Source organism: Gordonia sp. 852002-10350_SCH5691597 (assembly GCF_001665715.1).
In the GTDB taxonomy this organism is placed as follows: domain Bacteria; phylum Actinomycetota; class Actinomycetes; order Mycobacteriales; family Mycobacteriaceae; genus Gordonia; species Gordonia sputi.
Map to the genome: position 1 here is coordinate 1 of NZ_LZMO01000252.1, position 24,460 is coordinate 24,460.

The 24,460-nt window shown below is 66.2% G+C and carries 25 protein-coding genes and 1 tRNA gene; 2 read left to right on the forward strand and 24 right to left on the reverse strand.

Translation table 11 applies throughout. From position 1 onward, the window contains the following. Positions 1-111: 111 nt before the first annotated feature. Positions 112-717 carry a hypothetical protein gene (locus A5777_RS18525; protein ID WP_064863768.1) on the forward strand — a complete coding sequence of 202 codons (606 nt, stop codon included), beginning with the start codon at positions 112-114 and terminating at the stop codon, positions 715-717. Between the two features lie 7 nt (positions 718-724). Here the strand turns inward: A5777_RS18525 and A5777_RS18530 are convergent, their stop codons facing one another. Both A5777_RS18530 and A5777_RS18535 read right to left on the reverse strand, forming a co-directional pair. Next, on the reverse strand, positions 725-1,882 hold the full coding sequence (locus tag A5777_RS18530; protein WP_197502418.1) for a DNA-methyltransferase: 1,158 nt from the start codon (positions 1,880-1,882) through the stop codon (positions 725-727). A gap of 82 nt (positions 1,883-1,964) precedes the next feature. Then, entirely contained in the window at positions 1,965-2,522 is a 558-nt protein-coding gene (locus A5777_RS18535; RefSeq protein WP_064863769.1) for a hypothetical protein, read from the reverse strand. An 89-nt stretch (positions 2,523-2,611) separates the two neighbouring features. Between A5777_RS18535 and A5777_RS18540 the strand changes: the two genes are divergently transcribed. After that, positions 2,612-2,944, forward strand: coding sequence for a hypothetical protein (locus A5777_RS18540; protein WP_064863770.1), 333 nt, complete (start codon positions 2,612-2,614; stop codon positions 2,942-2,944). On the opposite strand, the gene A5777_RS18545 is transcribed toward A5777_RS18540, so the two are convergent. From A5777_RS18545 to A5777_RS18650, 22 genes are all read right to left on the reverse strand, one after another. Beyond that, positions 2,931-3,257 carry a hypothetical protein gene (locus A5777_RS18545; protein WP_197502419.1) on the reverse strand — a complete coding sequence of 109 codons (327 nt, stop codon included), beginning with the start codon at positions 3,255-3,257 and terminating at the stop codon, positions 2,931-2,933. The two genes, A5777_RS18540 and A5777_RS18545, sit on opposite strands and share 14 nt — an antisense overlap. Positions 3,258-3,405: 148 nt before the next feature. Continuing rightward, positions 3,406-3,963 (reverse strand): hypothetical protein, encoded by a 558-nt coding sequence (locus A5777_RS18550; protein ID WP_064863772.1) that lies wholly within the window; start codon positions 3,961-3,963, stop codon positions 3,406-3,408. 79 nt (positions 3,964-4,042) lie between these two features. Next, a complete protein-coding gene (locus A5777_RS18555) occupies positions 4,043-4,438 on the reverse strand; it encodes a VRR-NUC domain-containing protein (protein WP_064863773.1) in 396 nt (131 codons plus the stop codon). Further along, complete coding sequence (locus tag A5777_RS25085; protein ID WP_064863774.1) at positions 4,438-4,686, reverse strand: glutaredoxin family protein; 249 nt, start codon at positions 4,684-4,686, stop codon at positions 4,438-4,440. Before A5777_RS25085 ends, A5777_RS18555 begins: the two co-directional genes overlap by 1 nt. 880 nt (positions 4,687-5,566) lie before the next feature. Continuing rightward, a tRNA-Pro gene (locus A5777_RS18565) sits at positions 5,567-5,640 on the reverse strand. 87 nt (positions 5,641-5,727) lie between these two features. After that, a complete protein-coding gene (locus tag A5777_RS18570; protein WP_064863775.1) occupies positions 5,728-5,994 on the reverse strand; it encodes a GlsB/YeaQ/YmgE family stress response membrane protein in 267 nt (88 codons plus the stop codon). 143 nt (positions 5,995-6,137) lie between these two features. Then, positions 6,138-7,586, reverse strand: a complete 1,449-nt coding sequence (gene der, locus A5777_RS18575; RefSeq protein WP_064863776.1) for a ribosome biogenesis GTPase Der — start codon at positions 7,584-7,586, stop codon at positions 6,138-6,140. Continuing rightward, positions 7,583-8,266 (reverse strand): (d)CMP kinase, encoded by a 684-nt coding sequence (cmk, locus tag A5777_RS18580; RefSeq protein WP_064863785.1) that lies wholly within the window; start codon positions 8,264-8,266, stop codon positions 7,583-7,585. The genes der and cmk overlap by 4 nt, the downstream gene beginning before the upstream one ends. A gap of 11 nt (positions 8,267-8,277) precedes the next feature. Beyond that, positions 8,278-9,348, reverse strand: coding sequence for a pseudouridine synthase (locus A5777_RS18585; protein WP_064863777.1), 1,071 nt, complete (start codon positions 9,346-9,348; stop codon positions 8,278-8,280). Positions 9,349-9,351: 3 nt separating this feature from the next. Further along, complete coding sequence (scpB, locus tag A5777_RS18590) at positions 9,352-10,125, reverse strand: SMC-Scp complex subunit ScpB (protein WP_082933745.1); 774 nt, start codon at positions 10,123-10,125, stop codon at positions 9,352-9,354. Then, on the reverse strand, positions 10,122-11,045 hold the full coding sequence (locus tag A5777_RS18595; protein WP_064863778.1) for a segregation and condensation protein A: 924 nt from the start codon (positions 11,043-11,045) through the stop codon (positions 10,122-10,124). Before A5777_RS18595 ends, scpB begins: the two co-directional genes overlap by 4 nt. Then, positions 11,042-11,989: a ParA family protein gene (locus tag A5777_RS18600; RefSeq protein ID WP_039856066.1), complete on the reverse strand. Its 948-nt coding sequence runs from the start codon at positions 11,987-11,989 to the stop codon at positions 11,042-11,044. Before A5777_RS18600 ends, A5777_RS18595 begins: the two co-directional genes overlap by 4 nt. 103 nt (positions 11,990-12,092) lie before the next feature. After that, the gene (gene xerD, locus A5777_RS18605; protein ID WP_005206967.1) at positions 12,093-13,025 is read right to left on the reverse strand and encodes a site-specific tyrosine recombinase XerD; all 933 of its coding nucleotides are present in this window, start codon (positions 13,023-13,025) and stop codon (positions 12,093-12,095) included. Then, a complete protein-coding gene (locus A5777_RS18610; protein WP_005206968.1) occupies positions 13,022-13,675 on the reverse strand; it encodes an NUDIX domain-containing protein in 654 nt (217 codons plus the stop codon). The genes xerD and A5777_RS18610 overlap by 4 nt, the downstream gene beginning before the upstream one ends. Beyond that, positions 13,672-15,426: a CTP synthase gene (locus A5777_RS18615; RefSeq protein ID WP_005206969.1), complete on the reverse strand. Its 1,755-nt coding sequence runs from the start codon at positions 15,424-15,426 to the stop codon at positions 13,672-13,674. Before A5777_RS18615 ends, A5777_RS18610 begins: the two co-directional genes overlap by 4 nt. A gap of 219 nt (positions 15,427-15,645) precedes the next feature. Then, entirely contained in the window at positions 15,646-16,581 is a 936-nt protein-coding gene (locus tag A5777_RS18620; RefSeq protein WP_005206970.1) for a copper transporter, read from the reverse strand. Positions 16,582-16,584: 3 nt separating this feature from the next. Beyond that, a complete protein-coding gene (gene steA / locus A5777_RS18625) occupies positions 16,585-17,766 on the reverse strand; it encodes a putative cytokinetic ring protein SteA (protein WP_197501469.1) in 1,182 nt (393 codons plus the stop codon). A 92-nt stretch (positions 17,767-17,858) separates the two neighbouring features. After that, entirely contained in the window at positions 17,859-19,682 is a 1,824-nt protein-coding gene (gene recN, locus A5777_RS18630) for a DNA repair protein RecN (RefSeq protein ID WP_064863780.1), read from the reverse strand. Beyond that, positions 19,682-20,764, reverse strand: coding sequence for an NAD kinase (locus A5777_RS18635; RefSeq protein WP_064863787.1), 1,083 nt, complete (start codon positions 20,762-20,764; stop codon positions 19,682-19,684). The genes recN and A5777_RS18635 overlap by 1 nt, the downstream gene beginning before the upstream one ends. A gap of 36 nt (positions 20,765-20,800) precedes the next feature. Continuing rightward, on the reverse strand, positions 20,801-21,697 hold the full coding sequence (locus A5777_RS18640) for a TlyA family RNA methyltransferase (RefSeq protein WP_064863781.1): 897 nt from the start codon (positions 21,695-21,697) through the stop codon (positions 20,801-20,803). A gap of 44 nt (positions 21,698-21,741) precedes the next feature. Continuing rightward, on the reverse strand, positions 21,742-21,999 hold the full coding sequence (locus tag A5777_RS18645) for a hypothetical protein (protein ID WP_064863782.1): 258 nt from the start codon (positions 21,997-21,999) through the stop codon (positions 21,742-21,744). 12 nt (positions 22,000-22,011) lie between these two features. Beyond that, positions 22,012-24,336: an HAD-IIA family hydrolase gene (locus tag A5777_RS18650; RefSeq protein WP_064863783.1), complete on the reverse strand. Its 2,325-nt coding sequence runs from the start codon at positions 24,334-24,336 to the stop codon at positions 22,012-22,014. Positions 24,337-24,460: the final 124 nt, after the last annotated feature.

The window sequence follows — 24,460 nt, forward strand, 5'->3', positions numbered from 1 at the left end:
GTCAAGAAATAGCCGAAACCCACCCTATTGTGACGTGATACACAGCCAGCTCGACGTGTCGCTTTGGGAGTACCCCAGACTGACGTGTGACGTCAGCTAAAGTCTGACGTCATGATTACGAGGCAGCTGGTCGACACCGACAAGTTCAACCCGGCACCGGCCTTGCCCTACAACCTGCGCGTTCTCGACTTCCAGGGTGCGATGCAGGATGTCTACGACTTCTTCTACGACGTGAACGTGCACTTCCAGGACAGGAGCCTGCCTCGCCTGGACGACATGCTCCGCGCCGCGATCTGCTCGGGCGTGATCTCGGACATGCTCACCGAGTCGCTGGCCAAGCACTCGCGCTCGCTGACGGTGAACGCCTACCACAACGGTCACCCCGACCTGCTCGTGCGCGGGGTCTATCCGAACGACGCCATCAAGTCCGGCGCAGAGGGAGTGGAGATCAAGTCCACGCGCAAGAAGGGCGGTGCGGTCGACACCCACGGCGGACGCAAGCAATGGATGTGCGTGTTCGTCTACGCCGTGGACAACGCGACCGAGCCGGCCACCGACCGGCTGCCGATGACGTTCACCGAGGTGTATCTCGGCGAGGTCGATCCCGATGACTTCCGCCGCAACGAGCGCGGCGACCTGGGCACCCGGACCTCGACGCTGGATCGAGACGGCATCGCCAAGCTCCGTGAGCACTGGATCTACCTGGACAAGGACTGAAGACCGATCAGACCGCCAGCTCCGAGAGCGCCTGAATGCTCGACTTGGCCACCTCGATGTAGGCGGGGTCGCGTTCGATCCCGATGCTCTGGTACCCCACGGCCTCGGCAGCTGCCAGCGTCGACCCCGATCCGGCGAAGGGATCGAGAACTATGCCCTTCTCCATGGGCAGGACCCCGCGCACGACCTGGCGCAGGAACGCCTGCGGCTTGAGCGAGGGGTGCTTGGCGATCGCCCGCTCGCGGCGGCTGGTCGGGGCCGAGCGGATGACATCGCCGAACGGCAGGTCATCGGACACACGGCGCAGGCCGCCGGTGCCCCACTCGGCCAGATTCTGTGCCACGGTGCCCTCGACCGGCTTGCGAAACAGCAGCCAGGGTTCCCACATGCTGCGGGGCATCACCGACACGTCGGGATACAGCTCGTGGGCGTTCTTGGGCCGGTCGCCGCCGCGCATGGTCTGCACAAGCCGGACGATCTCGCCACGACGTTCCAGGCCGGCGCGCCCGAGGGAGTACGACACCAAGTGCGACACCAGCGGGTTCGCGGCGACCACCACATGCGCGCCCGGCACGAGCGCCGGTAGCAGTGCTTCGCCGAACTCGCGGAAGAACCGTTCGAGGGAATCGAGCTCCGCGCAGGACAGGGTGGTGAAGCGCGGCAGCGGCGCCCGTGTGTGCCCGTCGAACGACGGCGGCACGCGCCACACGCCGCCCTTGCCCGAGCGGAGCTTGGCCTGCTGGGTGTTGGTGTACTCGACCAGCCCGTAGGGCGGATCGGTCACGACGCCGTGGATCGAGTTGTGATCGCGGTTGCGAAGCCAGTCCAGGGAGTCGGCGTGGAACAGCGAAGCCTGTCCGAACTCGAAGACGGGGGGCGTCGCGTTGATCTCGGGGGCGCTGGGCGCAGGGGAAGCCTTGAACGTGTCCGGCGCTTTGGTGTGGCTCGCCGATCGGCGAGCTAGCATGTACCGGCCCCGGCCGACGCGCTCGAACGTATCGGGCGTGTTGAGCCGCAGATAAGATCTCACCGATGACGCTGGGACGGTCCTTCCGAGCCTGGCCGACACTCCGGCGCAGACCTCCGCGGCTGACGCGCTAGTGTTGATCTCCTCGAGATAGGCGACGATGGCATCTCGCACCTCGCCGGGCCGCTGACGCTCCACTGCGCACCTCCGTTGTTTGACGTCTGGACGTCAATGTTACGCGTTTTCGGACGAAAACGCCAATCGCGACAACGGAATTGGATCAGGCGACGAGGTCGCGCAGGATTCGCTCGCAGGCGGAGCTAGGCGTGATCTCCTCGATGACGCCGAGCGGCAACACACCGGGCGGCAGGCAGGAGTCGTCGGCGTGGCCCATGCCGAAGACCACGATCACGCCGAGGTGAGTCAGCCGGATGGCCAACTGCAACAGTGCACTTCGGTCGTCGTCGATAGATCGCGTCGAGTGCCCGTAGTCGATCCCACCGCCACGGTAGACGACGAGCACGTGACCCCGGCCTCCACCGGGACCCACGTGCTGGGCCTGGTCCACCATCGCGGTGAGGGTGATGATTTGCGGTTCATACGTGTGGAAATTGGCGCCGGGGAAGCAGAGTCGATGTCTGAACGCGACGCTCAGGCCGCCACGGCAGAGCACGTGGTGCACGTCGGCGAGCGTCGAACCGCCGGAGGCGGGTCCGAGCGTCGTGACACGCAGTGGCGGTGAGCTGAGCGGAATGATCGGTGGTGGTGACACGGCGAGCTGAGCGAGATGCGGTATGGCACTCGCGAGCGACGGGATCGGCAGCGTCGTCTGCGACATGGTGGCACCCTTGGGACGTGGGTACGGGCTGTGGCTAGGATAACCGCAGCTCAGCGGATTACGCGAGACGCGAGGTTAACCTCGTACCCATGACGAAGGTGTGGCACAGGCAGGTGGACACCGGCCGTGAGTTCATGGTTGACGCGGAGATGTCGGGGATCATCGAGGCATGCTGGGCGCGTGGCTGGGTCACTCGCTATTGCTGCCAGGGCGGGCCGATGTGGGGGCGAGGCGGTCCCCGGCTGGCGTACATCATGTTCGCCGATCGGACGGCGATGATGCGCTTCATCGGCACTGTGGCACAAGACCTTTCGGAAAACGCTCTCGTTGTTGATGAAGCTTGCGAGGCCGTCGTCCGCTTCGACCCGGTGCAGATACCGGAGATCGAGCGGGTGCTGCTAGCCAAGATCAGTCGCGCGTAGGTGGACCATGCTGGTCAAGCGGCGGTACGAGGCCGATTTTGTCGATCTCGTCGGCGTACTCCGTCGGCTCGCACGTGGCACAGGGGGCCGTGTGTGGCTCCCACGACCACTCCCAATTCGTCCGTCGCAGAATGTATTTCCCATCTGCGGTGACAAACTCGGCGTCCTCGTACGGGTCGGCGGGCAGTGCACCGTGCGGGGCCTCGAGGTCCACCCCGGTCGTGGTCGAGAGGAGATCGGCGAGCGGCTGATAATGATGGCGCGATCTGTGGGCCTCGTCGTAAGTTTCCAGCCGGCGCACCAGCGTATCCATCTGCTGCTCCGGACGCATTTGCGCCCACTGGCGTCGCGCCCGACAAGTGCGGCACCCGAGGCGGTCGTGGACTGTGCGGCGCTCGCAGCGAGAACACTCACGCCACGTCTGCGCCGGCGGGGGTGTCGGCGCTCCATCAGGCTGAATGTCAGGCAGCATCGTCGTCGGCCTCCCCCACGCCCGCCGAGATGATCACGCGGACATCACCAGGGTGGGTCAGGTCGTACAACACGGTCAGGTGCTCGGCCGTGCTGCGGTCGTGGACGGCGACCGACAGGAGGAGCTGGCCGGAGGGTGTCTCGCTCACGGCCAGCACACGACCCACAACGGCGTCGCCGAGGTCGATGAGCGTGTCGCCGGGGGTCAGCTCGCCTGCTAGTACCTGCATCGCGGAGTAGGCGTAGCCAGCCGAGGTGCCCCGTGCAGCGGCGTCGCGGACGTGGCCGATGACGGAGTCCGGTGCGCGGAGGACGTGGAGTTCGGCGAGCAGTCCCTCGAGGTGGCGTGGTGCGACTGGCTGGTGAAGGAGCACGTCCGCGAGCTGCTCCGGGCAGCTGGCGGCGACGAGTGTGGCGGCAGCGCTGGCGACGACCCCCGCGGCGGCGCGAATGACAACGACGCTCAGGTCGACGTCGGGGTCAGGGTCGTGATCAGCGAGGGCTCGAGCGGTGGCGGCGGTGATGGACTCGGCGAGGGTGACGGACATGCGTGGGCTCCATGTCGGTGTGGGGCGATGGCGTGATGGAAGACCCACCCTAGCGCGCCCCACCGACGCCCACCCGTGCCTACGGCTGCAGGGCCACCAGCACGTGCGGTCGCTGGCCCGGCAGCGGTGCGTCGTGCGGATCGCGCTCGGCGATCGGCACCGAAGGGTGGACGAAATAGTCGTCGAGCAGCGCGTCCACGGCGGTCCGACTGTCCGCGACGACGACGTGCGCACCGTGGTCGCGCATGGTGGTGATCATGCCGACCTGCGACGGTCTCGGCTTCTCCCCCGGCCGCTTGACCTCCACGAACAGTGTCACCGCTGCGCCGCGGGCGTCGTGGCCCAGCAGCAGCCGGTCCGGCACCCCGGCGTGACCCGGGCTGACGAATTTGAAGCACGCGACACCCAGCTCACGGCACCGGTCGACCAGATGCCGCTCGACAGTGCGCTCCAGCGGTCGGGGTCGGCCGGCCATCAGGCGGCAAGGTCGCGGAGTGCCTTGCGACCGTCGACACCGAAATGCGGCCGGTCGTCGATGATCGTCACCGGCGTCGACGGGTGGTGGCCAGGCCGGTAGGCGCTGTAGACGTCGCGCAGCAGCGCCTCGGCGGCAGGGTCTGCACGCACATCGCGGACGTCGGCGGTCAGACCGGCCTGCTCGATGGTGCGCTCCACGAGGCGGCAGGCGGGGCAGTTGCTCTGACTGAGAATCGTGATCGTCATACTTGATTCTACCGCGAAATAAGTTGTGGCACAACCGTTTTCGACACTATCACGAGCGTTTCCGGGCGTCCCGCCGTGTCTGGTCCGCCGGGCCTTCGGCCCTTCGGACCGACCACGTCGGGTCAGGTTACGCACCAGGTGCCTCAGATGACGCCTACCGGTGCGGTGAGTGGATGGCTCTGTGGCGAGCCGACGTAGTCCCGGCTGTCTGTCAGTCCCGTCTCCCACCGCTGTGTCCGCCTCTGCAAGCGCTGACGTGAGAGACCACGTGGTGCGGTGAGTGGATGGCTCTGTGGCGAGCCGACGTAGTCCCGGCTGTCTGTCAGTCCCGTCTCCCACCGCTGTGTCCGCCTCTGCAAGCGCTGACGTGAGAGACCACGTGGTGCGGTGAGTGGATGGCTCTGTGGCGAGCCGACGTAGTCCCGGCTGTCTGTCAGTCCCGTCTCCCACCGCTGTGTCCGCCTCCATGAGCCGGGTACGAACGCGCGCCGTGGCGCTCGCGTTTTGTGCCGTCGCGCCGTAGGCGTACTTCGTACTAGCCTACGGCGGAACGGCACTTCAACGTTCGCGGCCACCATACGGCCAGGTCAGACGGCACTTTTCTAAATGCCGTTCCGCCACGAGATCGGGACGAAACGGCATTTAAGAAACCGCAGGTCAGCGTGTGTTTTCTGGATCATCCAGCGGCACAACTGTTTCCGCAGGTCAGAGGCGGTTTACGCAAATCGCCAACAGATGTGGATGCGATCGGTCCGACGGGCCGAAGGCCCGGCGGACCAGGCGCATCCCGCACCGGTCCGAACCGAATCGGGGGTAACTTGAGGGGTACGGACGCGAAAGAGGCCCTCTCCCGAGTTGGGAAAAGGCCTCTGACCTGCGGTCGGGCTGACAGGATTTGAACCTGCGACCACTTGACCCCCAGTCAAGTGCGCTACCAAACTGCGCCACAGCCCGTTGCCCTCTCGCGAGGGCCTCGACAACATTAGCCGACGGCGGCCGTTCGAGGCTAATCGCCTGGTCACGGCCGTGCCCGCCCACTGACTACGAGGTAGTCGAACGCTTCTTGTACCAGATCCACAAGCCGGTCACGATGAATGCGCTGACCAACGAGCCGATGATCCCGCTCGGCCGAAACGAGATGCCGTCGCCCGAGAGCAGGCTGACCAACAGTCCGCCGATGAACGAACCGACGATGCCGGCGACGATCGCCAACCCCCAGTCGATGTTCCACATGTTCTTGCCGCCGATGATCAACTGCGCGAGGGCGCCGATAACCATTCCGAATACGATGATCGCCAAGATAAGCACGCCTGGCGGTATGCCACGGCTCCCGGCGCGCTCCGTCTTCCGGGGCGGTCAGCGTTTTGCTTCTACCCGACCTGCGTGCAGCTACCTTCGACGCTGCCGAAGGTAGCTGCACACAGATGAGGTAAATCGACGCTTCGTCCGCCCTATTTCTTCCGACGGTCTCGCTTGTCGCGCACGCGCACGTTGATCCGGACCGGCGAGCCGTCGAAGTTGAATTCCTCGCGGAGGCGACGCTCCAGGAAGCGGCGGTAGCCCGCCTCCAGGAATCCGGTCGTGAACAGCACGAACGTCGGTGGTCGCACCGATGCCTGGGTCGCGAACATCACGCGCGGCTGCCGTCCTCCGCGAAGAGGAGGCGGATTTGACGCGATGACGTCTTTGAGCCAGTTGTTGAGCTGGCCGGTGGAGATGCGCTTGTCCCACGACTCCAGCGCACCTTCGAGGGCAGGCACCAGCTTTTGGACCGCGCGTCCGGTCATCGCCGAGATGTTCACACGCCGTGCCCACGGCACGCGGGCGAGTTCGCGGTCGATCTCCTTGTCGAGCTGGTAGCGACGATCCTCGTCGACCAGATCCCACTTGTTGAACGCGATCACCAAGGCACGTCCGGTCTCGATGATCAGCGACAGCACGCGTAGATCCTGCTCGGTGATCGGCTCCGACGCGTCGATCAGCAGGATCGCGACCTCGGCGGCCTCGAGCGCCGACCTCGTGCGCAGCGACGCGTAGTACTCATGCCCACTGGCGGTGTGCACCTTGCGGCGCAAGCCCGCGGTGTCGACGAACAGCCAGGGCCGTCCGTCTAGTTCGACGAGCTCGTCGACGGGGTCGACGGTGGTGCCCGCGACATTGTCGACGACCGAGCGATCAGAACCTGCGAGCTTGTTGAGCAGCGAACTCTTCCCGACGTTGGGCTTACCCACGAGCGCCACGCGACGGGGACCGCCGAACGCAGGCGCCGCGTCCCGCGGGGTCTCGGGCATCTTCTCCAGGATCACGTCGAGAAGATCACCTGCTCCCCTGCCGTGCGCAGCGGAAACCGTATGCGGTTCACCGAGTCCCAGCGACCAGAGCGACGCAGCCTCGGCCTCGAGCTTCTCGCTGTCGACCTTGTTGGCAACGAGAATGACCGGCGTCTTCGACCGTCGAAGCACGCGCGCAACGGCCTCGTCTGTCGCGGTGGCGCCGACCGTGGCGTCGACGACGACCACGATGACGTCGGCAGTCTCCATCGCCGATTCGGCCTGTTTCGCAACAGCCTGCTGCAAACCCTTGGCATCGGGTTCCCAACCGCCCGTATCCACGACGGTGAATCGGTGCCCCGACCACGACGCCGAATACGACACACGGTCGCGGGTGACGCCGGGAATATCTTCGACGACGGCCTCACGACGGCCGAGGATGCGGTTGACCAACGTCGACTTGCCCACGTTGGGACGGCCGACGATCGCCACGACGGGGAGGCGCTCGGGTTCGCCGCCCTCCTCGCCGAGGTCGAATTCGCTCAGTTCCCAATCGGTTTCGTCCGACCAGATACCGTCGCCCGGTTGGGCGGTTACATCGGTAGTGATGAAGTCATCGTGCTCGGTCACACGGCACCTCCGGTTCGTGTCTGGACCAGTCCGGCGAGTTCGTCGAGAACCTGCTCGAGCGACAGGTCGCTGGTGTCGACGATGACCGCGTCGTCTGCTGGTCGCAGTGGCGATACGGTCCGCGTCGAGTCGAGATGATCGCGGCGGTTCACACTCTCGAGAACCTGCTCGAAATCGCTGTCGCGACCGGCGGCAAGGTTCTGCCGATGTCGTCGTAGCGCCCGCGCTTCGGGCGTCGCGGTGAGAAAGATCTTGACCTGCGCGTCGGGAAAAACGACGGTCCCGATGTCTCGGCCCTCGACGACGACGAAATCGTCGACTGCGTGAAGCCGTTGCAGCGCAACCATCTTCGACCGCACGGCGGGTACCGCGGAGACCGCGGAGACCGCGTTGGTCACCTCGTCGGTGCGAATCGGCGCCGACACGTCGTCACCGTCGAGGAACACCCAGGATCCGCCCGATCCGTCTGCGCGCAGTTCGATCCGCGCGTCGGCAACGACCGCGGCTATCGCGTCGGGAGCCTCAGGCGAGACACCTGCCCGCTGCACGGCGAGCGTCGCGGCACGGTACATGGCCCCGGTGTCGAGGTAGTGCGCACCGACCCGCTGCGCGAGAAGCTTTGAGACAGTGGACTTTCCGGTCCCCGCGGGTCCGTCGATCGCGATCACGCGCGATGGCATGACGGACTCGCTCACATCCCCACCGCCTTGTACAGCGCCCCGACCTCGTCACGCCCGAGTACTCGCAGCGTTCCGGGACGCTGCTCCCCGAGTGCCACGTTGCCGATGTGGGTGCGGACCAACGAGGTCACCGGGAACCCGACGGATTCCATGAGTCGACGCACGATCCGATTTCGGCCCTCGTGCAGAGTGATTCGCACCAGCGACTGTCCGTCGTTGACGTCCATCACGGTGAATCCGTCGACGGACACCGGCCCGTCGTCGAGTTCGACGCCGTCGCGCAGCGTGCGCGAGAGACCACGCGGAACCTCGCCCTTGACCGTCGCGAGGTAGGTCTTGGGAACCTCGTAGGACGGGTGCATCAGCCGATGGGCGAGCTCTCCGTCGTTCGTCAGCAGCAGCAAACCCTCGGTCTCGGCGTCGAGTCGGCCGACGTGGAAGAGTCGCTGGCCCGCCATGACGCGTTCGGCGACGATGTCGCCGACGCAGGGGCGGCCCTGGTCGTCGGCCATTGTCGACTGCCAACCCTTGGGTTTGTTCAACGCGAGGTACTGCTTGGTCTCGTCGATGATGACGCGAGCACCGTCGACGCGAATGACCGCGGTGTCGGGGTCGATGCGCAGCCCCTGCTCGGTCACGACTTCGCCGTCGACCTCGACGCGACCGGCGGCGATCATCTCCTCCGCGCCACGACGCGACGCGACGCCGGCCTGTGCGAGAACCTTCTGAAGACGTACGCCGTCGTCGACATAGGTCGCGTGGCCACTCTCGTCGGAGCCGCCCTGGTGACGTGCTGGTCGCGCGTTGTTCAGCCTGATGCGCCCTGCCTCGACGTCGGGCGTCGAACGGCCTTTTCGATGCCGCTTCTTTGTGCTGGGCTGCTGGCCCTTATGCGCATGTCCCTTACCACCTGCGGGGATGCTGCGACCGCTGGCAGACTTGCCCGACGCGCCGCGTCCGGCCGCCCCACCTGCGGAGCGTTGCCCGCGAGGGTTGTCGCTGGAGGTGTTCTTTCGGTTGGTGCGACCCGCATTGTTCTTCCTGCGGTCGCCCGGTGTGCCGTCACGGCTAGCGGATGCCATATGTCATTCCTGGTCGTCGATTATGGTTCCCGACGAGGCGTCGGGTGTGTCGTCTCCCTTTGAGTCTGAACGCCCACTACTCAGTTTGGCGAATCGCGGGTCAGACAGGAGCTCTTCGTCGAGGTCGTCGATGAGGTCGACGTCCGGTAGCAGCGGGGCCAGATCGGGTAGTTCACTCAACGACGCGAGCCCCAGACGCTCGAGGAACAACTCGGTGGTCCCATACGTCGTGGCACCCGACGCGGTATCGGACCCGACCTCGTTGATGAGTCCGCGGGCGACGAGTGTGCGGACGACGCCGTCGACGTTCACACCTCGGATCGCGCTGACGCGCGCCCTGCTCACGGGCTGTCGATACGCGATGACGGCGAGCGTCTCCAAGGCTGCTCGGGTCAGTTTCGAGCGCGCCCCGTCGAGGAGGAGACGCTCGACGTACGGCGCGTACTCGGCTCGCGTGTAGAACCGCCAACCATCACCGGCGAATCGAAGGTCGATGCCGCTGCGCGCTTCGGTCAGGTCAGCCGCCATCTGAGTGAGCGTCGAATGCACGCGTGCGCGGTTGTCGCCGACCGCCGAGGCGAGTTCGTCGGCGGTCACCGGCGTGTCGACGACGAGCAGCACGGCTTCGAGCGCCGCACGCAGGCGCGCGTCGTCGAGAACTGGTTCGGAGTCTGCCTCGTCGACCACGTCGCCGCCATCGAGCGCCGTCTGCTCGGGCGAAACGCTCTCGGATGAGTCGGCGCCTGGATCGTCTGGACCCGCGTCGAAGTCGGTCATTCGTAGTCCTCTGCTTTCTCCATGCGTAGTTCGTCGCGGTCGCGCTCGCCCGTCCACGACACCTGGAGTTCTTCGAGTGCCTCGGGCTGCTCGAAGGTGACCGCACGCTCACGGAAGAGTTCGAGCAGTCCGAGGAAGCTGCCGACGACCTCGAGTCCGTTCTCGCAATCGGCGACGAGCGCACGGAACGTCATCCACTCGCCAGGGCTGGCGGCCAGCAGCGCGGCCATGCGTCGCGCCTGCCCAGGCACCGACACCTTGTGCATGTCGTGAAGGTGATCGAGACCGACCGTCGGGATAGGACGTGGTGTCAACGCCGCGACGGCGACCTCGGCGAATCCGTTCGCATCGACGCCGAGCGTCACCTCGGGAAGCAGATCGGTGAACTGCTGCTCCAACGACACCGCGCGCGGATAGCGCTGCAGCGCCGCCGCTTCGAGTTCGCCGAACAGCGCGGCCACCTGCTTGTACGCGCGGTATTGCAGGAGTCGCGCGAAGAGCAGGTCACGTGCTTCGAGCAGCGCGAGATCCTCCGGGTCGTCGACCTCTCCGGTGGGCAACAACCTCGCCGCCTTGAGGTCGAGCAGTGTCGCTGCGATGACCAGGAACTCGGTGGTCTGCTCGAGTCCTAGCTCTGAACCCATCTCCCGCGTGTACGCGATGAATTCGTCGGTCACCGCATGCAGCGCGACCTCTGTGACGTCGAGACGGTGCTGGCTGATGAGGTTCAGCAGCAGATCGAACGGACCCTCGAAGTTGGCGAGCTTGACCCGAAAGCCCTGCTCCTCGCCCGCCGTCGCCCCTGCCTCGGGCGTTGCTGCCTCTGTGGTGCCTGCCTCTGGGGCCTCGACGTCGGTCGTGCCAACCTCCGAGTTGCCAACCTCAGCGGCGTCGGCATCGGCGGTGCCGGTCTCGGTCATGCCTGCTTGACGTTGCGCGCGATGACCTCGCGCGCCAACGCGCGATACGCCTTGGCGCCCGCGGACTTCGGCGCCCACGACGTGATCGGTTCGCCCGCGACGCTGGTCTCCGGGAAACGCACGGTGCGAGCGATGACGGTGTCGTACACGGCGTCGCCGAAGACCTCGACGACGCGAGCCATCACCTCACGGGAGTGCAGGGTTCTGGCGTCGAACATCGTGACGAGGATGCCGCCGAGGGTGAGACGGAAGTTGAGTCGGTCGCGCACCTTCTCGATCGTGTCGGTGAGCAGCGCCAGACCGCGCAGACTGAAGTACTCGCACTCCATCGGGATGATCACTGTGTCGGCGCAGGCAAGGGCGTTCACGGTGAGCAACCCGAGCGATGGCTGGCAATCGATCAGAACGACGTCATAGCGGTCGAGAACGGGATGCAGCGCCCGGCCGAGGGCTTGTTCGCGTCCGACTTCGCTGACGAGTTGGATCTCGGCGGCAGACAGATCGATGTTCGACGGCAGAAGGTCGAGGTTCTCGACGCGCGTACGCATCAGCACATCCTCGATCGACGCGTGCGGCGGGACCAGCAGGTTGTAGACGGTCTCGTCGAGTTGGTGATGCGGCACGCCGAGACCCGCGGACAACGCACCCTGCGGATCGAGGTCGACAAGCAGTACGCGTCGCCCGTACTCGGCGAGCGCGGCACCCAGGTTGATCGTCGACGTCGTCTTGCCGACGCCGCCCTTCTGATTGCACACGGCGATGACGGTCGCCGGTCCGTGTCGGTCGAGGGGCGCAGGCGTCGGAACGTCGCGGTAGGGACGCCCGGTGGGGCCGATCTCGTCGTCGGGATGATCGCCCTCGTCGATGTCGATGCCGGACGTCACATGAAGGCGGTACTGATCGTCGGTATGACCTCCCGACCGCGGTGTACTCGGTGTGCTCACGTACCCGCCTTTCTCACTGATCACGTATCGACGCCGCTTGTCAGCCTAATGGTTCACTGCACTGAAGCCGTGGAGCATCGCCGCACGGCCCTTTCGACGATGCTCAGCGCGCTCTCGGATGGGCCGTGGCGTACACCTCACGCATCGTGTTGACGGTGACGAGGGTGTAGACCTGCGTCGTCGTCACCGAGGCGTGCCCGAGCAACTCCTGGACCACTCGCACATCGGCGCCGCCATCGAGGAGGTGCGTCGCGAATGAGTGCCGGAGGGTGTGCGGTGAGACGGCCGTACCGATTCCGGCCCGCTCGGCAGTGTCGGCGAGCACCTGCCACGCGCCCTGACGAGTGAGCCTGCCGCCACGCGCGTTGAGGAACAACGCGGGCGTCGAGCGTGTCACCAGAGCGGGCCTGCCACGCACCAGGTACGCCTCGATAGCGCCGACGGCGGGTCCGCCGACGGGCACGAGACGTTCCTTTCCGCCCTTGCCTCGCAGCAGGGCGGTGCGAGCATCGGTGTCGAGGTCGTCGACGTCGAGCGACGTCGCCTCGGTGATTCGTGCTCCGCAGCTGTAGAGCAGTTCGAGAAGCGCGCGGTCGCGCAGCGCGCGCGGATGGTCGCCCGCACCCGCTTCCTCCAGGATCGCGACGACGTCGTCGACGGGCAACGCCTTGGGGAGGCGTCGCGCCGGACGCGGTGGCCGCACCCCGTGCGCGACGTCGGCGGGCACGACACCTTCGGCAGCGGCGAACTTGTGAAAACCTCTGGTGGCCACCAGGGTTCGTGCCACCGAGCTGTCGGCGAGGGGTGTTGTCCCGGCTTCCTCGTCGCCGCGTCGCAGATCGACGAGGAACTCGCGCACGTCGTTCTCGGTGACCTCCGCGAGATCGACGATCCCCCGCCCGGTGAGATAGCGACGGTAGCGGTCGAGGTCACGGCCGTAGGACGCAAGCGTGTTGGGCGCCATGCCGCGTTCGACGGTGAGGTGGTCGAGGTACCTCGACACCACGTCGTCGACTCGCGTCCCGGTGGTGGTCACGTCGACGCCTTACCCGCCTTGCGATCGGCGAAGGCGTGGGGCTTATCGCGCCACGGCGAATCCGGCGTCCGTAACGGCGTCCCGGTGCGGTCCGCGGCGTCGAGCGCGAGAATCCCCGATGCCGCGGTCGCGTTCACGATCTCGCCCGACAGCACCATCGCCACGGCATCGTCGAGTGCGACCCACTCCAACGACATGTCGGCCTCTTCGTCCTCGCGTTCGGCCACGTGGTGCTGAGACAGTTCTTCGGCGAGGTAGACGCGCAGCGCTTCGTCGGTGAACCCAGGCGAGAGGTCGAGGTCGACCAGAACCTGCCAGCGTTGCGCCCGCAGGTCGGTTTCCTCCGCGAGTTCGCGCTGTGCGGCGGCGAGCGGCTGCTCCACACCGCCCTTGTCGAGCAGCCCCGCGGGAATCTCCAACAGCCTGCGGCCGACAGGATGCCGGTACTGACGCACCATCGCGATCCTGCCGTCCTCATCGCGCGCGACGACGGCAACGGCACCGAAATGCTCGACGACTTCGCGTTCGGCGACCCGACCGCCCGGCATCTCGACCTGATCGAGGCGAAGCGCGAGGATCGCTCCGTCGTAGACCACTTCGCTCGACTTCACCGCGAAGACGTGGGCGCCGGGTCCGGTGCTCTCGCTCAAGCGTCCTGTTCCTCGACCTCGACGGTGACGTCGTCCTCGACCGCAGCCGCGGGCGGTGGATCGTAGTCGCCCAGGTCCACCGGAAGCCGTTCTGCTGCTTTGTATTTCAACGAAGCGTCGATGAACGAACGGAACAGCGGATGGGGCCGCGTCGGCCGGCTCTTGAGTTCGGGGTGAGCCTGGGTGCCCACCAGGAACGGATGAATCGACGTGGGGTACTCGACGAACTCGACGAGGTGGCCATCTGGCGAGGTACCGGAGAACACGAGCCCCGACGCCGCGATCTTGTCGCGGTAGGAGTTGTTGACCTCGAAGCGGTGCCGATGCCGCTCGGACACCTCTGTCGAGCCGTACGACTCGGCGACGATGCTGTCGGGCTTGAGCGTCGCCGGGTAGGCACCGAGCCGCATCGTGCCGCCGAGATCGGCTTCTCCGGCAACGATCTCGGTCTGGTCGGCCATCGTCGAGATGACGGGGAACGGGGTGTCGGGATCGAATTCCGTCGAGCTCGCGTCCTCGAGGCCCACTGAACGCGCAGCCTCGATCACGATGCACTGCAGACCGAGGCACAGGCCGAGTAGGGGAATGCCTCGACGCCGCGCGTACCGGATCGCGCCGAGCTTGCCCTCGATCCCCCGGATGCCGAAGCCACCGGGGACCAACACGCCGTCGACGTCTCCGAGCGCTGCCTGCGCACCCGCTTCGGTGGCGCATTCGTCGGACGGAACCCACTTGATCTCGGTCTTGGCGCGCCACGCGAATCCGCCCGCGCGGATCGCCTCGGTCACCGACAGATACGCGTCGGGCAGGTCGACGTACTTGCCCACCAACGCGATTCGCACGGTCTCACGCGGCTCGTGCACGCGGTTGAGCAGTTCGCCCCACACAGTCCAGTCGACATCGCGGAACGGCAACCCGAGCTTGCGCACGACATAGGCGTCGAGTTGCTCGGAGTGCAGCACCTTCGGGATGTCGTAGATCGACGGGGCGTCGGGCGTGGAGATGACGCCGTCGATGTCGACGTCGCACATCAGCGCGATCTTCTTCTTGAGTCCCTCGGGGACGTCGCGATCGCACCGCAGGATCAGCGCGTCGGGCTGGATTCCGACGTTGCGCAGCGCGGCGACCGAGTGCTGGGTCGGTTTGGTCTTCAGCTCGCCCGACGGCGCGAGATAGGGCACCAGCGAGACGTGGATGAAGAAGACGTTGTCGCGGCCGACGTCGTGTCGGATCTGGCGAGCGGCTTCGATGAACGGGAGCGACTCGATGTCGCCGACGGTTCCACCGATCTCTGTGATGACCACGTCTGGTGGCTCACCGTCGTCACCGGGCGCACGCATCGCGAGCACCCGCGATTTCAGCTCGTCGGTGATGTGCGGGATGACCTGGACGGTCTCGCCAAGGTACTCGCCGCGTCGCTCCTTGGCGATGACTGTCGAATACACCTGTCCGGTGGTGACATTCGCCGACTGCGAGAGATTGCGGTCGAGGAAGCGCTCATAGTGTCCGACGTCGAGGTCGGTTTCGGCGCCATCCTCGGTGACGAAGACCTCACCGTGCTGGAACGGATTCATCGTGCCTGGATCGACGTTCAGATACGGATCCAGCTTCTGCATGGTCACGCGCAGACCGCGCGCTGTGAGTAGTTGGCCGAGGCTCGACGCCGTCAGACCTTTTCCGAGCGACGATGCGACGCCGCCCGTAACGAATATGTGCTTCGTGCCTTCATGCACGTGGCGAAGTGGTCGCAAAACCCGTCTCTCCCGTCGGCTGGATCAGGCCGGAAAACCTGTTGACCTACGGGACTCCAGGGTAACACCCATCGGCGGTTCTCCGCTCCGCCACACCGGAAGCGTGCTCGCGGGAGGTGTGATCCGCGTCCTGATCTCTCCGGCCGGCCGGGCTGGAGTCGTCCTCTTGGAAGTCCTCTCGGAAGTCCTCTCGGACAGCCCTGCCCGGGCCGCCATCAGTCAGGTCGACGGTCGGTCGGTGGCCCCGACCGTGATCGCCTTGGCACCCGCGCCGGTGCCGTAGGCGCCGGTCCGTCCGCCCTTCTCCTCCTGCAGGACCAGGATCGACGTGATGCGCCCGGTCTGCTGATCGACGTTGTCGACGGTCGAGACGGCGTTGCCCAGACCGGGGTCCGAGCGAACGACGGCAATCGGCGAGCCACCAGCGGTCGAACCCGTCCGACCGAGTAGCGCTCCCCCATCGCCGCGCCCCGAGAGTGCTGCGGAGAAGCGGGCGACGAGTTGTCCCTGCGCTCCGGAATCCTTGGGGTAGCCACCGCCTGTCACCACGACGGCGAGATCGGCAGGTGTCGAGCCCGCCCCGTCGTAGTCGATGAACCCGCCGTCGCGTAGTGCCTGCAGTCCGGTGCGCCTGTCGTCGGCCGACGCGGCACCCTTCCCACCTCGGTCGAGCGTCAGAGCGCCGAGCAGGTCGCCCGTGCGGCCACCGGAATCGACCAGTTCGGCGCGCAGCGTCGACCCCGGAGGAATCGTCTGGTCGATGATCGTCGAGAGTTGCTCGGATTTCTGATCAGCGACGAACTGCGGCGTCAACGCGATCTGACCCGACACCTTGGCGCCCGCGCCGGCGATCGCGTCCTTGACGGCAGCGACGTCGGCGTCGACCGCGCCCGGCGCGGTCACCACCAAGACCGACTGCCCGCGCAGCGTTCCGTCGATCACCCGTCCGGTGATCGCGGTGTCAAAACTGTTGGCGCTGTTGAGCTGATCGTTGAGTTGATCACGCTCGTCCTGCAACGCCCCGATGCGATCGCGACTGGTGCCGGTCAACGAGTTCATTCTGTCGCCGACGAAACCGGAGCCGATGAACAGGCCCACCGCCAGTGCCAAAAACACCGCGGCGAGCGAGATCGCATGCTGCCGAACCGAAATCATTGCCTACCTGTTCCAGACCCCGCGGGCCCACTCGACGAGCTGATGCCACTGTGCGACAACCCAATCGGTCACTTCGCCGCCCGCGCTCGACAACATCACCGCGGCGATCACCGCGATCAGCGCAGCGAGCACCACGAAGGCCACGGCGGCTCCCGACACGCGGCTCCGGTACAGCGTCGCAACGGCTTTCGCGTCGACCAGCTTGGGTCCGACCTTCATCCGGGTGAGGAAGGTCGACGGATTGCTCTCGCGCCGCGAGCGATCGAAGAAGTCGTCGAGGGTGCCGCCATAGCCAACGGTGACGATGAGGTCGGCACCGTGGTAGTCGGCGAGCAGCAGAGCGAGATCCGACGCCGCGCCGGCAGCGGGGAACGTGGTCGCCCCGATTCCGAGGTCCTGGATTCGCTCGAGCCCCGAGGCATGGCCGTCGGTGTCTGCCGGAAGCACCAGTTGCGCACCGCATTTCAGCGTCGCAATCTTCATCTCCTCCGGATCGCCGACGATCAGCGAGGGCTTGTACCCGGCCTTCGTCAGCGTGTCCGCGCCGGCACCGACACCGATGATCACCGGTGAGTACTCCTTGATGAACGGCTTGAGCGCGCGCAGATCGGCGGCACGGTCGGGACCGTCGCCCACGATCACGACGTGCTTGCCGACCAGCGAGGCGTCGATGTCGGGCACGCCGACGCCGTCGATCAGCAGTGGGGACTCGCTCCGAATGAACTCGATCGTGTTGCCGGAGAAGGCTTCCAGGTGATCGACGAGCCCCGTCTTGGCCTCGATCATCATGTCGGCGATCTCGTGCTCGTCGAGCGTGGTGCCGCGCGCGAGGCGTCGCTCACCGACGAACACCTTGCCGTCGTCGACCCGGAGTTTCGCGCCGTCCTTGACTCGCTTGAACACCTCGGGTCCGACCTCGTCGACGAGGACGATCCCGGAGCCGACGAGCACCTCCGGTCCGAGGTTGGGGTAGCGCCCGCTGATGGAGCGGGACGCATTGACCACGGCGACGACATTGGCCTCGACCAGTGCGTCGGCGGTGACGCGGTCGAGGTCGACCTCGTCGAGGATGGCGATGTCGCCCGGTCCGACTCGGTCGAGGAGGCGGCGGGTGTTCTTGTCGATCCTGGCGATACCGGACACGCCAGGCAGTTCTTCGGAGTTACGTGCGAGCAGTGCGGGCATCTTCATGCACCACATGATTGACCGTGCGCCGCACTGCCTCGGGGAGGCGCGCCGCAACATGGGCAACTTTTGTCACACGAGTATCAGCTGTTTCAGCGCTTCTTGCGGGTGCCCTTCGCTTTCGTCGCTGCGCTCGTCGCCTCGTCTGCCGACGATCCGACCGCGTGCGCCTTCTCGCTGTCGGCGGTGGCCAGCAGCTCTTCCGCGTGTGCTCGGCCAGTGTCGGATTCGCCGAGGCCTGCGAGCATCCGCGCCAATTCGGCGATGCGCGCGTCACGGTCGAGTGGCCGCAGCGTGCTGGTCTGCGCACGATCGCCGGATTTCGAGGTCTTCCCGATCACCAGGTGGTTGTCGGCGAAGGCCGCGACCTGTGGGAGATGGGTGACGACGATGACCTGGTGTGCCCGTGCGAGTCCCGCGAGCCTGCGCCCGATCTCCACCGCTGCCCGTCCACCGACACCGGCGTCGACCTCGTCGAAGACCATGACCGATCCCGACGTCGGCTCTGCCAGAACCACTTCGAGCGCCAGCATCAGTCGTGAGAGTTCGCCGCCGGACGCCGATTTCGCGATCGGCAACGGATCGGCTCCGGTGTGCGCGACGAGCGCGAACTCGACACGGTCGGCGCCATCGGCACCCGCGTGCGCGGCCGCACCGTCGACCGTGATCGTCAGCCGATCGTCGGGCGCCGCGGTGTCGGGGATGACGTTCACCGACAGTGCGGCGTCGCCCATGGCAAGGCCAGCCAGTTCGGCCGACACCTTGCTCGACATGGATGTGGCCGCCTTACGACGGATGGTTCGCAGCGTCGACGCCGCAGACTCGACGTCGGTGCGTGCCGATGCGGCCGCCACCTCGAGTTCGTCGATCGAGCCCTGCGGGTCGTCGATCTCGGAGAGTCGACGTTCCGCCGTCTCGCGCCACGCGATGACGCCGTCGATGTCGGGTGCGTATTTGCGCACCAAAGCCTTCAGTTCACCCTGGCGGGCGAGCAGCTTCTCGAGTTCGTCTGCGTCGCTGGGTAATCCGGACAGAAACGACGACAACTCGTCGCCGATATCCGTGACGACGGTCAGTGCCTCCGACACGCGACCAGCCAGTGTCCGTAGTTGCGCGTCGGCAGCGGACTCGAGCAACGAGCGAACCTGCCCGAGACCGTCGACGAGTGAGCTGTTGTCGCCCGCGACGACGTCGTGCGATCCCGCAGCCGCCGAACGGATCGACTCGAGATCGGAAAGTCTGCGGATTGTGTCGGCGAGCGCGTCGTCTTCTCCCGGCTGCGGGTCGACAGCGGCGATCTCGTCGATGCCGAAGCGCAGTCGGTCGGCCTCCTGCGCGAGTTCACGATGGTTGGCGCGCCGCGCGTCGAGTTCGTCGAGAACCGCGACCCAGCTCTCGCGCGCCGAGCGATACCGCTTCAGCGCCGCGGTCGCCTTGTCCCCGGCGAAACTGTCGAGGGCGTCACGCTGATGGTCGGGACGAAGCAGGCGCAGTTGGTCGTTCTGGCCGTGAATCGTCAGCAGCGCACCCGTGAACCTGCCCATCACACCGACCGGCACCGACCGCCCGCCGAGGTGCGCGCGCGAACGACCATCGGATCCGACGGTGCGGACCGCGATGACCGAGCCGTCGTCATCGAGTTCTGCACCTGCGGATTCGACGATGTCGGCGACGGCGGCACGAGTGGCGGCGTCGGCGGACTCAGCGAGTCGGAACCGCCCTTCGACGGTGGCCTTCTGGCTTCCCGAACGCACTCGCCCGGCGTCGGCACGTGCGCCCGAGAGTAGGCGCAGACTGGTGACGATCATCGTCTTGCCTGCACCGGTCTCGCCCGTCAGAACGGTGAAACCGGGACTGAATTGTGCGGAGGCCTGATCGATGACGCCGAGGCCGGAGATCGACAGCTCTTCGAGCACTAGTTCCCCTCACCCTGCCGACCGCGCCAACCGGTCACCGGCAGGTCGAATTTCGTCACGAGCCGATCGGCAAACGGATCGGAATCGATGCGTACCCACAGCACCGATCGGTCGCTTCGGACCACTTCGACGCGTCCACCTGCTGGGACGAAGATCTGACGTCGACCGTCGCACAGGGCGATCGCCGATCGTCCGTGCTTGTCGATCTCCACCGCGATCCGCGACCGAGGGCTGGTCACCATCGGTCGGGCGAAGAGCGCATGCGCATTGCTCGGAACGATCAGGATCGCTTCGAGGTCGGGCCACATCACGGGCCCGCCGGCGGAGAAGGCGTAGGCAGTCGATCCTGTGGGAGTCGACACGAGTACGCCGTCGGCTCCGAACGCGGACACCGGCCGACCGTCTACTTCGGTCACCAACTCGAGGACGCCGTTATTGGTTCGGTTGAGGATGGCGACCTCGTTGAGTGCCCAGCTACGGCGCACCTCGTCCGGTTTGGTCGGATGGCTGATCGAGATGTCGAGGGTCATGCGCGGTTCGACGCGGTAATCACGCGAGATGAGCTGTGCCATCACGTCGTCGATGCGATTGGCCTCGGCTTCGGCGAGAAACCCGATGTGTCCGAGGTTGATTCCGAGCACCGGAACACCCGCCGGATAGGCGAGTTCTGCTGCGCGCAGGAATGTTCCGTCGCCCCCGAGCACGATCACCACCTCGCACCCCACGGCCGATTCCGGGTCGCCCATCGCGACGGTGACGTCTGCACCGAGTTCGCGGAGTCCGTCGATGTCGAGCGGATGGCTCGGTGGCCGCTTGGGACCATGATCGCGGTTGGCGGGACCGTCGTCATCGCTCGCGTCGTCGTGACCTACCCGATCGTCTCGTCCATGAAGGTCGACGTCGTCCTGCGTCGCGGGATTGTCGGCAGTGAGGTCGTGGTCGATGATGCGTAGGCCGACGCCCGCGGCTGCGCAGTGGCGTGCGATCGATTCGACCGTACGGGTCACCACGGCACGTCCGGTGTGCGCCACCACCATGAACTCGCGCTGACCGGACACGGCGACCACTGATTCGTCGATCACCTTGTTCCTTTCACCATTCCCGATCTGCGGGCACACTCAGCGAGGTCCCCCGTCGACGGCACGGTGGATCATCCCCCGCAACTGCGCATCATCCGCAATGTCGGCGACATCGTGTGCGCCGCCACCAGTCTCCCCGAGAGTATCGCTCGAGGGAACGTCGGCCCGTGCGTGGTGGTCAGTGGGACGGTATGTCAGCCACAAGAAGTATTCGACGTTGCCCGACGGCCCTGGCAGCGGGCTCGCCACGACGTCTCTGGTGATCAGTCCGAGCTTCGCCGCGTCACGTGCGACGTGGTACACCGCCTCGGCGCGCAACTCGGGGTCGCGCACAACGCCACCTGAGCCCACCCGGTCCTTGCCGACCTCGAACTGCGGCTTGACCATGGGCAAGAGGTCGGCGCCAGGTCGGACACTCGCGGCGAAAGCCGGTAGGACCAGCGACAGCGAGATGAACGAGAGGTCGGCGACAACGATGTCGACGGGGCCACCGATGTCGTCGGCGTTCAGGTGACGAACGTTGGTACGGTCGTGCACGTCGACACGGTCGTCGGACTGGAGCCGCCAGACGAGCTGCCCGTAGCCGACATCCACCGCTACAACCTCGGCCGCCCCACGTCGAAGCAGGACGTCGGTGAACCCTCCGGTCGACGCCCCCGCGTCGAGACAACGCTTGCCGGCGATACTCAAACCCTGCGGCTCGAATCGTTCGAGTGCACCGAGTAGTTTGTGCGCACCGCGCGACGCCCAGTCGTCGCGGGGACCGTCGTCGGAGACGAGGATGGGGGTATCGCGAGACACATTGGTCGCGGGTTTCGCGGCGAGCACCCCATTCACGGTCACCTGCCCGGCCTCGATCAGCTCACGAGCCTGCTCTCGCGAGCGCGCCAGCTTCCGGCGGACGAGCTCGGCGTCGAGCCTTGCGCGCGTAGCCACTCAGTGGGCCCTGAACAGGTTGATGATCCTCGACAGGTTGGCTGTCATCGGGGATCGACCTCGGCCAACGCTGCGGTGAGTACGTCATGAGCCTTCTCCAGCAATTCGCTCTGCCGCGCGAGCGCCGCGAGATCGAAGGTGCCGCCTGCCTGCTCACGAATGTGGTCGACCTCGTCGAGCAACGACTGGACCGACTCCGCGACGGGTATCTGTGGCTCGGTCGCAACGTCGGAGGGTGCGGCCACCTGCGGCCCTGGCCGCAGGTGTGCACCGGGAACGGGGCGCGGTTGCTGGTTGTTCATGACACGACCACGCTAGCGCAGGTCACCGACACCGAGCTTGTCGATCTGCGCTCGAACATTCGGATCGTCGCTCGTGATCGTGACATCTGATGGATCCACCGATTCGGCGTCGACGTCGCGGCCGTCGATCAGTGCCCACGCGGTGTTCGCGAGTGCAGGCAGAAGCGCGGCGTGCGCGGGCTGCTTCCCGGTGGCAGTCACCGTGATGGTCGAACCGGACACCGTGACGCTCCAGTCCGGCTGCTCTCCGATGCGGACCGACGCCTCGTCGTCGAGCAGGCCGGTCAGATCGTCGATCACGTGTGAGGGTCGCTGCTCGGGTGGTGCAAGCAGCAGATCCTTCGGAGTGCTGACACCTGTCAGGACGAGCGCGCTGTCGAGGCCCACCGAATGCGCTCCCTGGATGTCGGTGTCGAGGCGATCGCCGACGACCAGCGAATTGGTGACTCCGCTGCGCTTCATCGCATCCGCCATCAGCGGTGCAGCAGGCTTACCCGCGACGAGAGGTTCGGCACCGGTCGCGTTGGCGACGGCGGCGACCAGTGACCCGTTTCCGACAAGCAGTCCACGCTCGGAGGGCAGCGTCGCGTCCGTATTGGTGGCAATCCACAGCGCACCCGCGCGGATCGCGAGAGCGGCCTCCGACAGCGTCGACCAGTTCGTATCCGGCGAGAATCCCTGGATCACGGCGGCTGGACGGTCGTCGGCGCTCCTGGCGACGCCGACTCCGACCTCGCGCACCTCCTGCGCCAGTCCGTCCGTACCGAGCACGAGCGCACGCGAGCCTGGCTCGACGTGTTCGGAGAGCAGACGAGCCGCGGTCTGGGCGCTTGTCACAACCTGATCGTCGGTCGCCGAGAAACCCATCGAATTCAGATGTGCTGCAACTTCATTCGGACGTCGGCTCGCGTTGTTGGTGACGAAGATCTGGGGAAGGTCGAGAGCGTCTAGGGTTTCTCGCGCTCCGTGAGTCGGCTCCTTGCCTGCGAACACGGTGCCGTCGAGATCGAGGAGCAACGCCTCGTAGTGATCGGCCAGCGACCCTTCCGGCGGAGCCTGCGGCTTCGGCGAGGATACGTTCGACGCTGCTGGTGTCGACGTCGTGGCGATGTCAGCCTGTTCAGTGGAAGCCGTGCTCGGCGTAGAAGGCTCGGCAGCTGGTGCCGAACGCTCCGCCACCGGCGTCGACGGTTCAGGAGCTTGCGTCGACGGTTCAGGAGCTTGCGTCGACGGTTCAGGAGCTTGCACAGGAGTTGTAGGCGTCGAAGCCGTGCTCGAGGGAGCCGATTCCTGATCGGATGGTTCTGTAGCCGACGTGGTTGCGGCTTCCGCAGCCGCGCTGGAGGTCTCCGACCGGGCAGCATCATCTACTGCGTCATCGACCTGCTCGTTCACCGACGCGGCGTCTGCACCACCAGCGGCCGCAACCACGGTGTCGTCGGTGTCGTCGGTCGCTTCGGTCTCTTCGGGGGCACCGACGACGTCGACGACATCTCCCCCATCGGAAGGCTCGCCTTCCGATGGGGTGTCGGGACTCATGTCCTCCGAGAGCTCCATCAGGCGGAACTCCGCATCGGTGGCATCGTCGACGTCTGCGGCGGCGGCGTTCATGTACCAGGTCACCGCATCATCGCGACGGTCAGCGGCCAACAGTGCGGATGCATAGGCGTAGAACAGCCGTGCGGCCATCGTGCCCGTCCGACCTGGTGCGAGATCTTCCGCCTGAAGCGTCACGAGTGCTTTCGCGGGTTCGCCGGCATCGATGCGAGCGCCTGCCTCGACGATGTGCATTTCTGTCGCCTCGTCGCCGGTGAGCGAGCGCCCCTCTTCACTACGAGCGATTTCGATGGCACGTTCTGGGCGGCCGAGTCCGCGCTCCGCGTCGGCGATCAACGGCAGCAACGATGTACCGCCGTTGATTCTGCGTGCGGCACGCAACTCGGTCAGAGCTTCTTGCCACTCACCTGCGTTGTACGCCGCTATTCCTGCGGTTTCACGGACCAATCCGACCCTGGAGGCGCGTTCCCGCGCTGCACGTGCGTGAGCAAGCGCCAACTCCGGATCGGAATCGAGCAGTTGAGCGACCATCACCAGGTGACGCGCCACCCGATCTGCGTTCGCCTTGTCCAGCGTCAGCAGATCCCGACGGACTTCTTGGTCGAGATCCGACGCCACGACGTCGTCGGGCAACGGCGGACCCGCCGGCCGACCCTCCGAGCCCCGCCGGTCCGAACCACGTCGATCCGACGCGCGTCCTCGCCCGTCAGGCCCTCGTCCGCGACTGTCCGCCCCACGCCCGCGGCCTCGTCTGTCTTGTCCCCGATCGCGATCGTTCATGACTCTCAATCTATGCCCTGCGGGGTCCTGGTGCGGAATCCGCAGCGACCCGGAGCTCCCGCGTGAGTGAACTGTAAATGCTTCTGAATGCAGTAATGCCCCGCACCCCTCAAGGTTGTCGCTT

Coding starts and splice junctions, on each gene's coding strand:
- A5777_RS18525 (WP_064863768.1), top strand. CDS start 112: ATGATTACGAGGCAGCTGGTCGACACCGACAAGTTCAACCCGGCACCG.
- A5777_RS18535 (WP_064863769.1), bottom strand. CDS start 2,522: ATGTCGCAGACGACGCTGCCGATCCCGTCGCTCGCGAGTGCCATACCG.
- A5777_RS18540 (WP_064863770.1), top strand. CDS start 2,612: ATGACGAAGGTGTGGCACAGGCAGGTGGACACCGGCCGTGAGTTCATG.
- A5777_RS18545 (WP_197502419.1), bottom strand. CDS start 3,257: ATGGATACGCTGGTGCGCCGGCTGGAAACTTACGACGAGGCCCACAGA.
- A5777_RS18550 (WP_064863772.1), bottom strand. CDS start 3,963: ATGTCCGTCACCCTCGCCGAGTCCATCACCGCCGCCACCGCTCGAGCC.
- A5777_RS18555 (WP_064863773.1), bottom strand. CDS start 4,438: ATGGCCGGCCGACCCCGACCGCTGGAGCGCACTGTCGAGCGGCATCTG.
- A5777_RS25085 (WP_064863774.1), bottom strand. CDS start 4,686: ATGACGATCACGATTCTCAGTCAGAGCAACTGCCCCGCCTGCCGCCTC.
- cmk (WP_064863785.1), bottom strand. CDS start 8,266: ATGCCATCGCGCGTGATCGCGATCGACGGACCCGCGGGGACCGGAAAG.
- A5777_RS18585 (WP_064863777.1), bottom strand. CDS start 9,348: ATGGCATCCGCTAGCCGTGACGGCACACCGGGCGACCGCAGGAAGAAC.
- scpB (WP_082933745.1), bottom strand. CDS start 10,125: ATGACCGACTTCGACGCGGGTCCAGACGATCCAGGCGCCGACTCATCC.
- A5777_RS18595 (WP_064863778.1), bottom strand. CDS start 11,045: ATGACCGAGACCGGCACCGCCGATGCCGACGCCGCTGAGGTTGGCAAC.
- A5777_RS18620 (WP_005206970.1), bottom strand. CDS start 16,581: ATGATTTCGGTTCGGCAGCATGCGATCTCGCTCGCCGCGGTGTTTTTG.
- steA (WP_197501469.1), bottom strand. CDS start 17,766: ATGCCCGCACTGCTCGCACGTAACTCCGAAGAACTGCCTGGCGTGTCC.
- A5777_RS18645 (WP_064863782.1), bottom strand. CDS start 21,999: ATGAACAACCAGCAACCGCGCCCCGTTCCCGGTGCACACCTGCGGCCA.
- A5777_RS18650 (WP_064863783.1), bottom strand. CDS start 24,336: ATGAACGATCGCGATCGGGGACAAGACAGACGAGGCCGCGGGCGTGGG.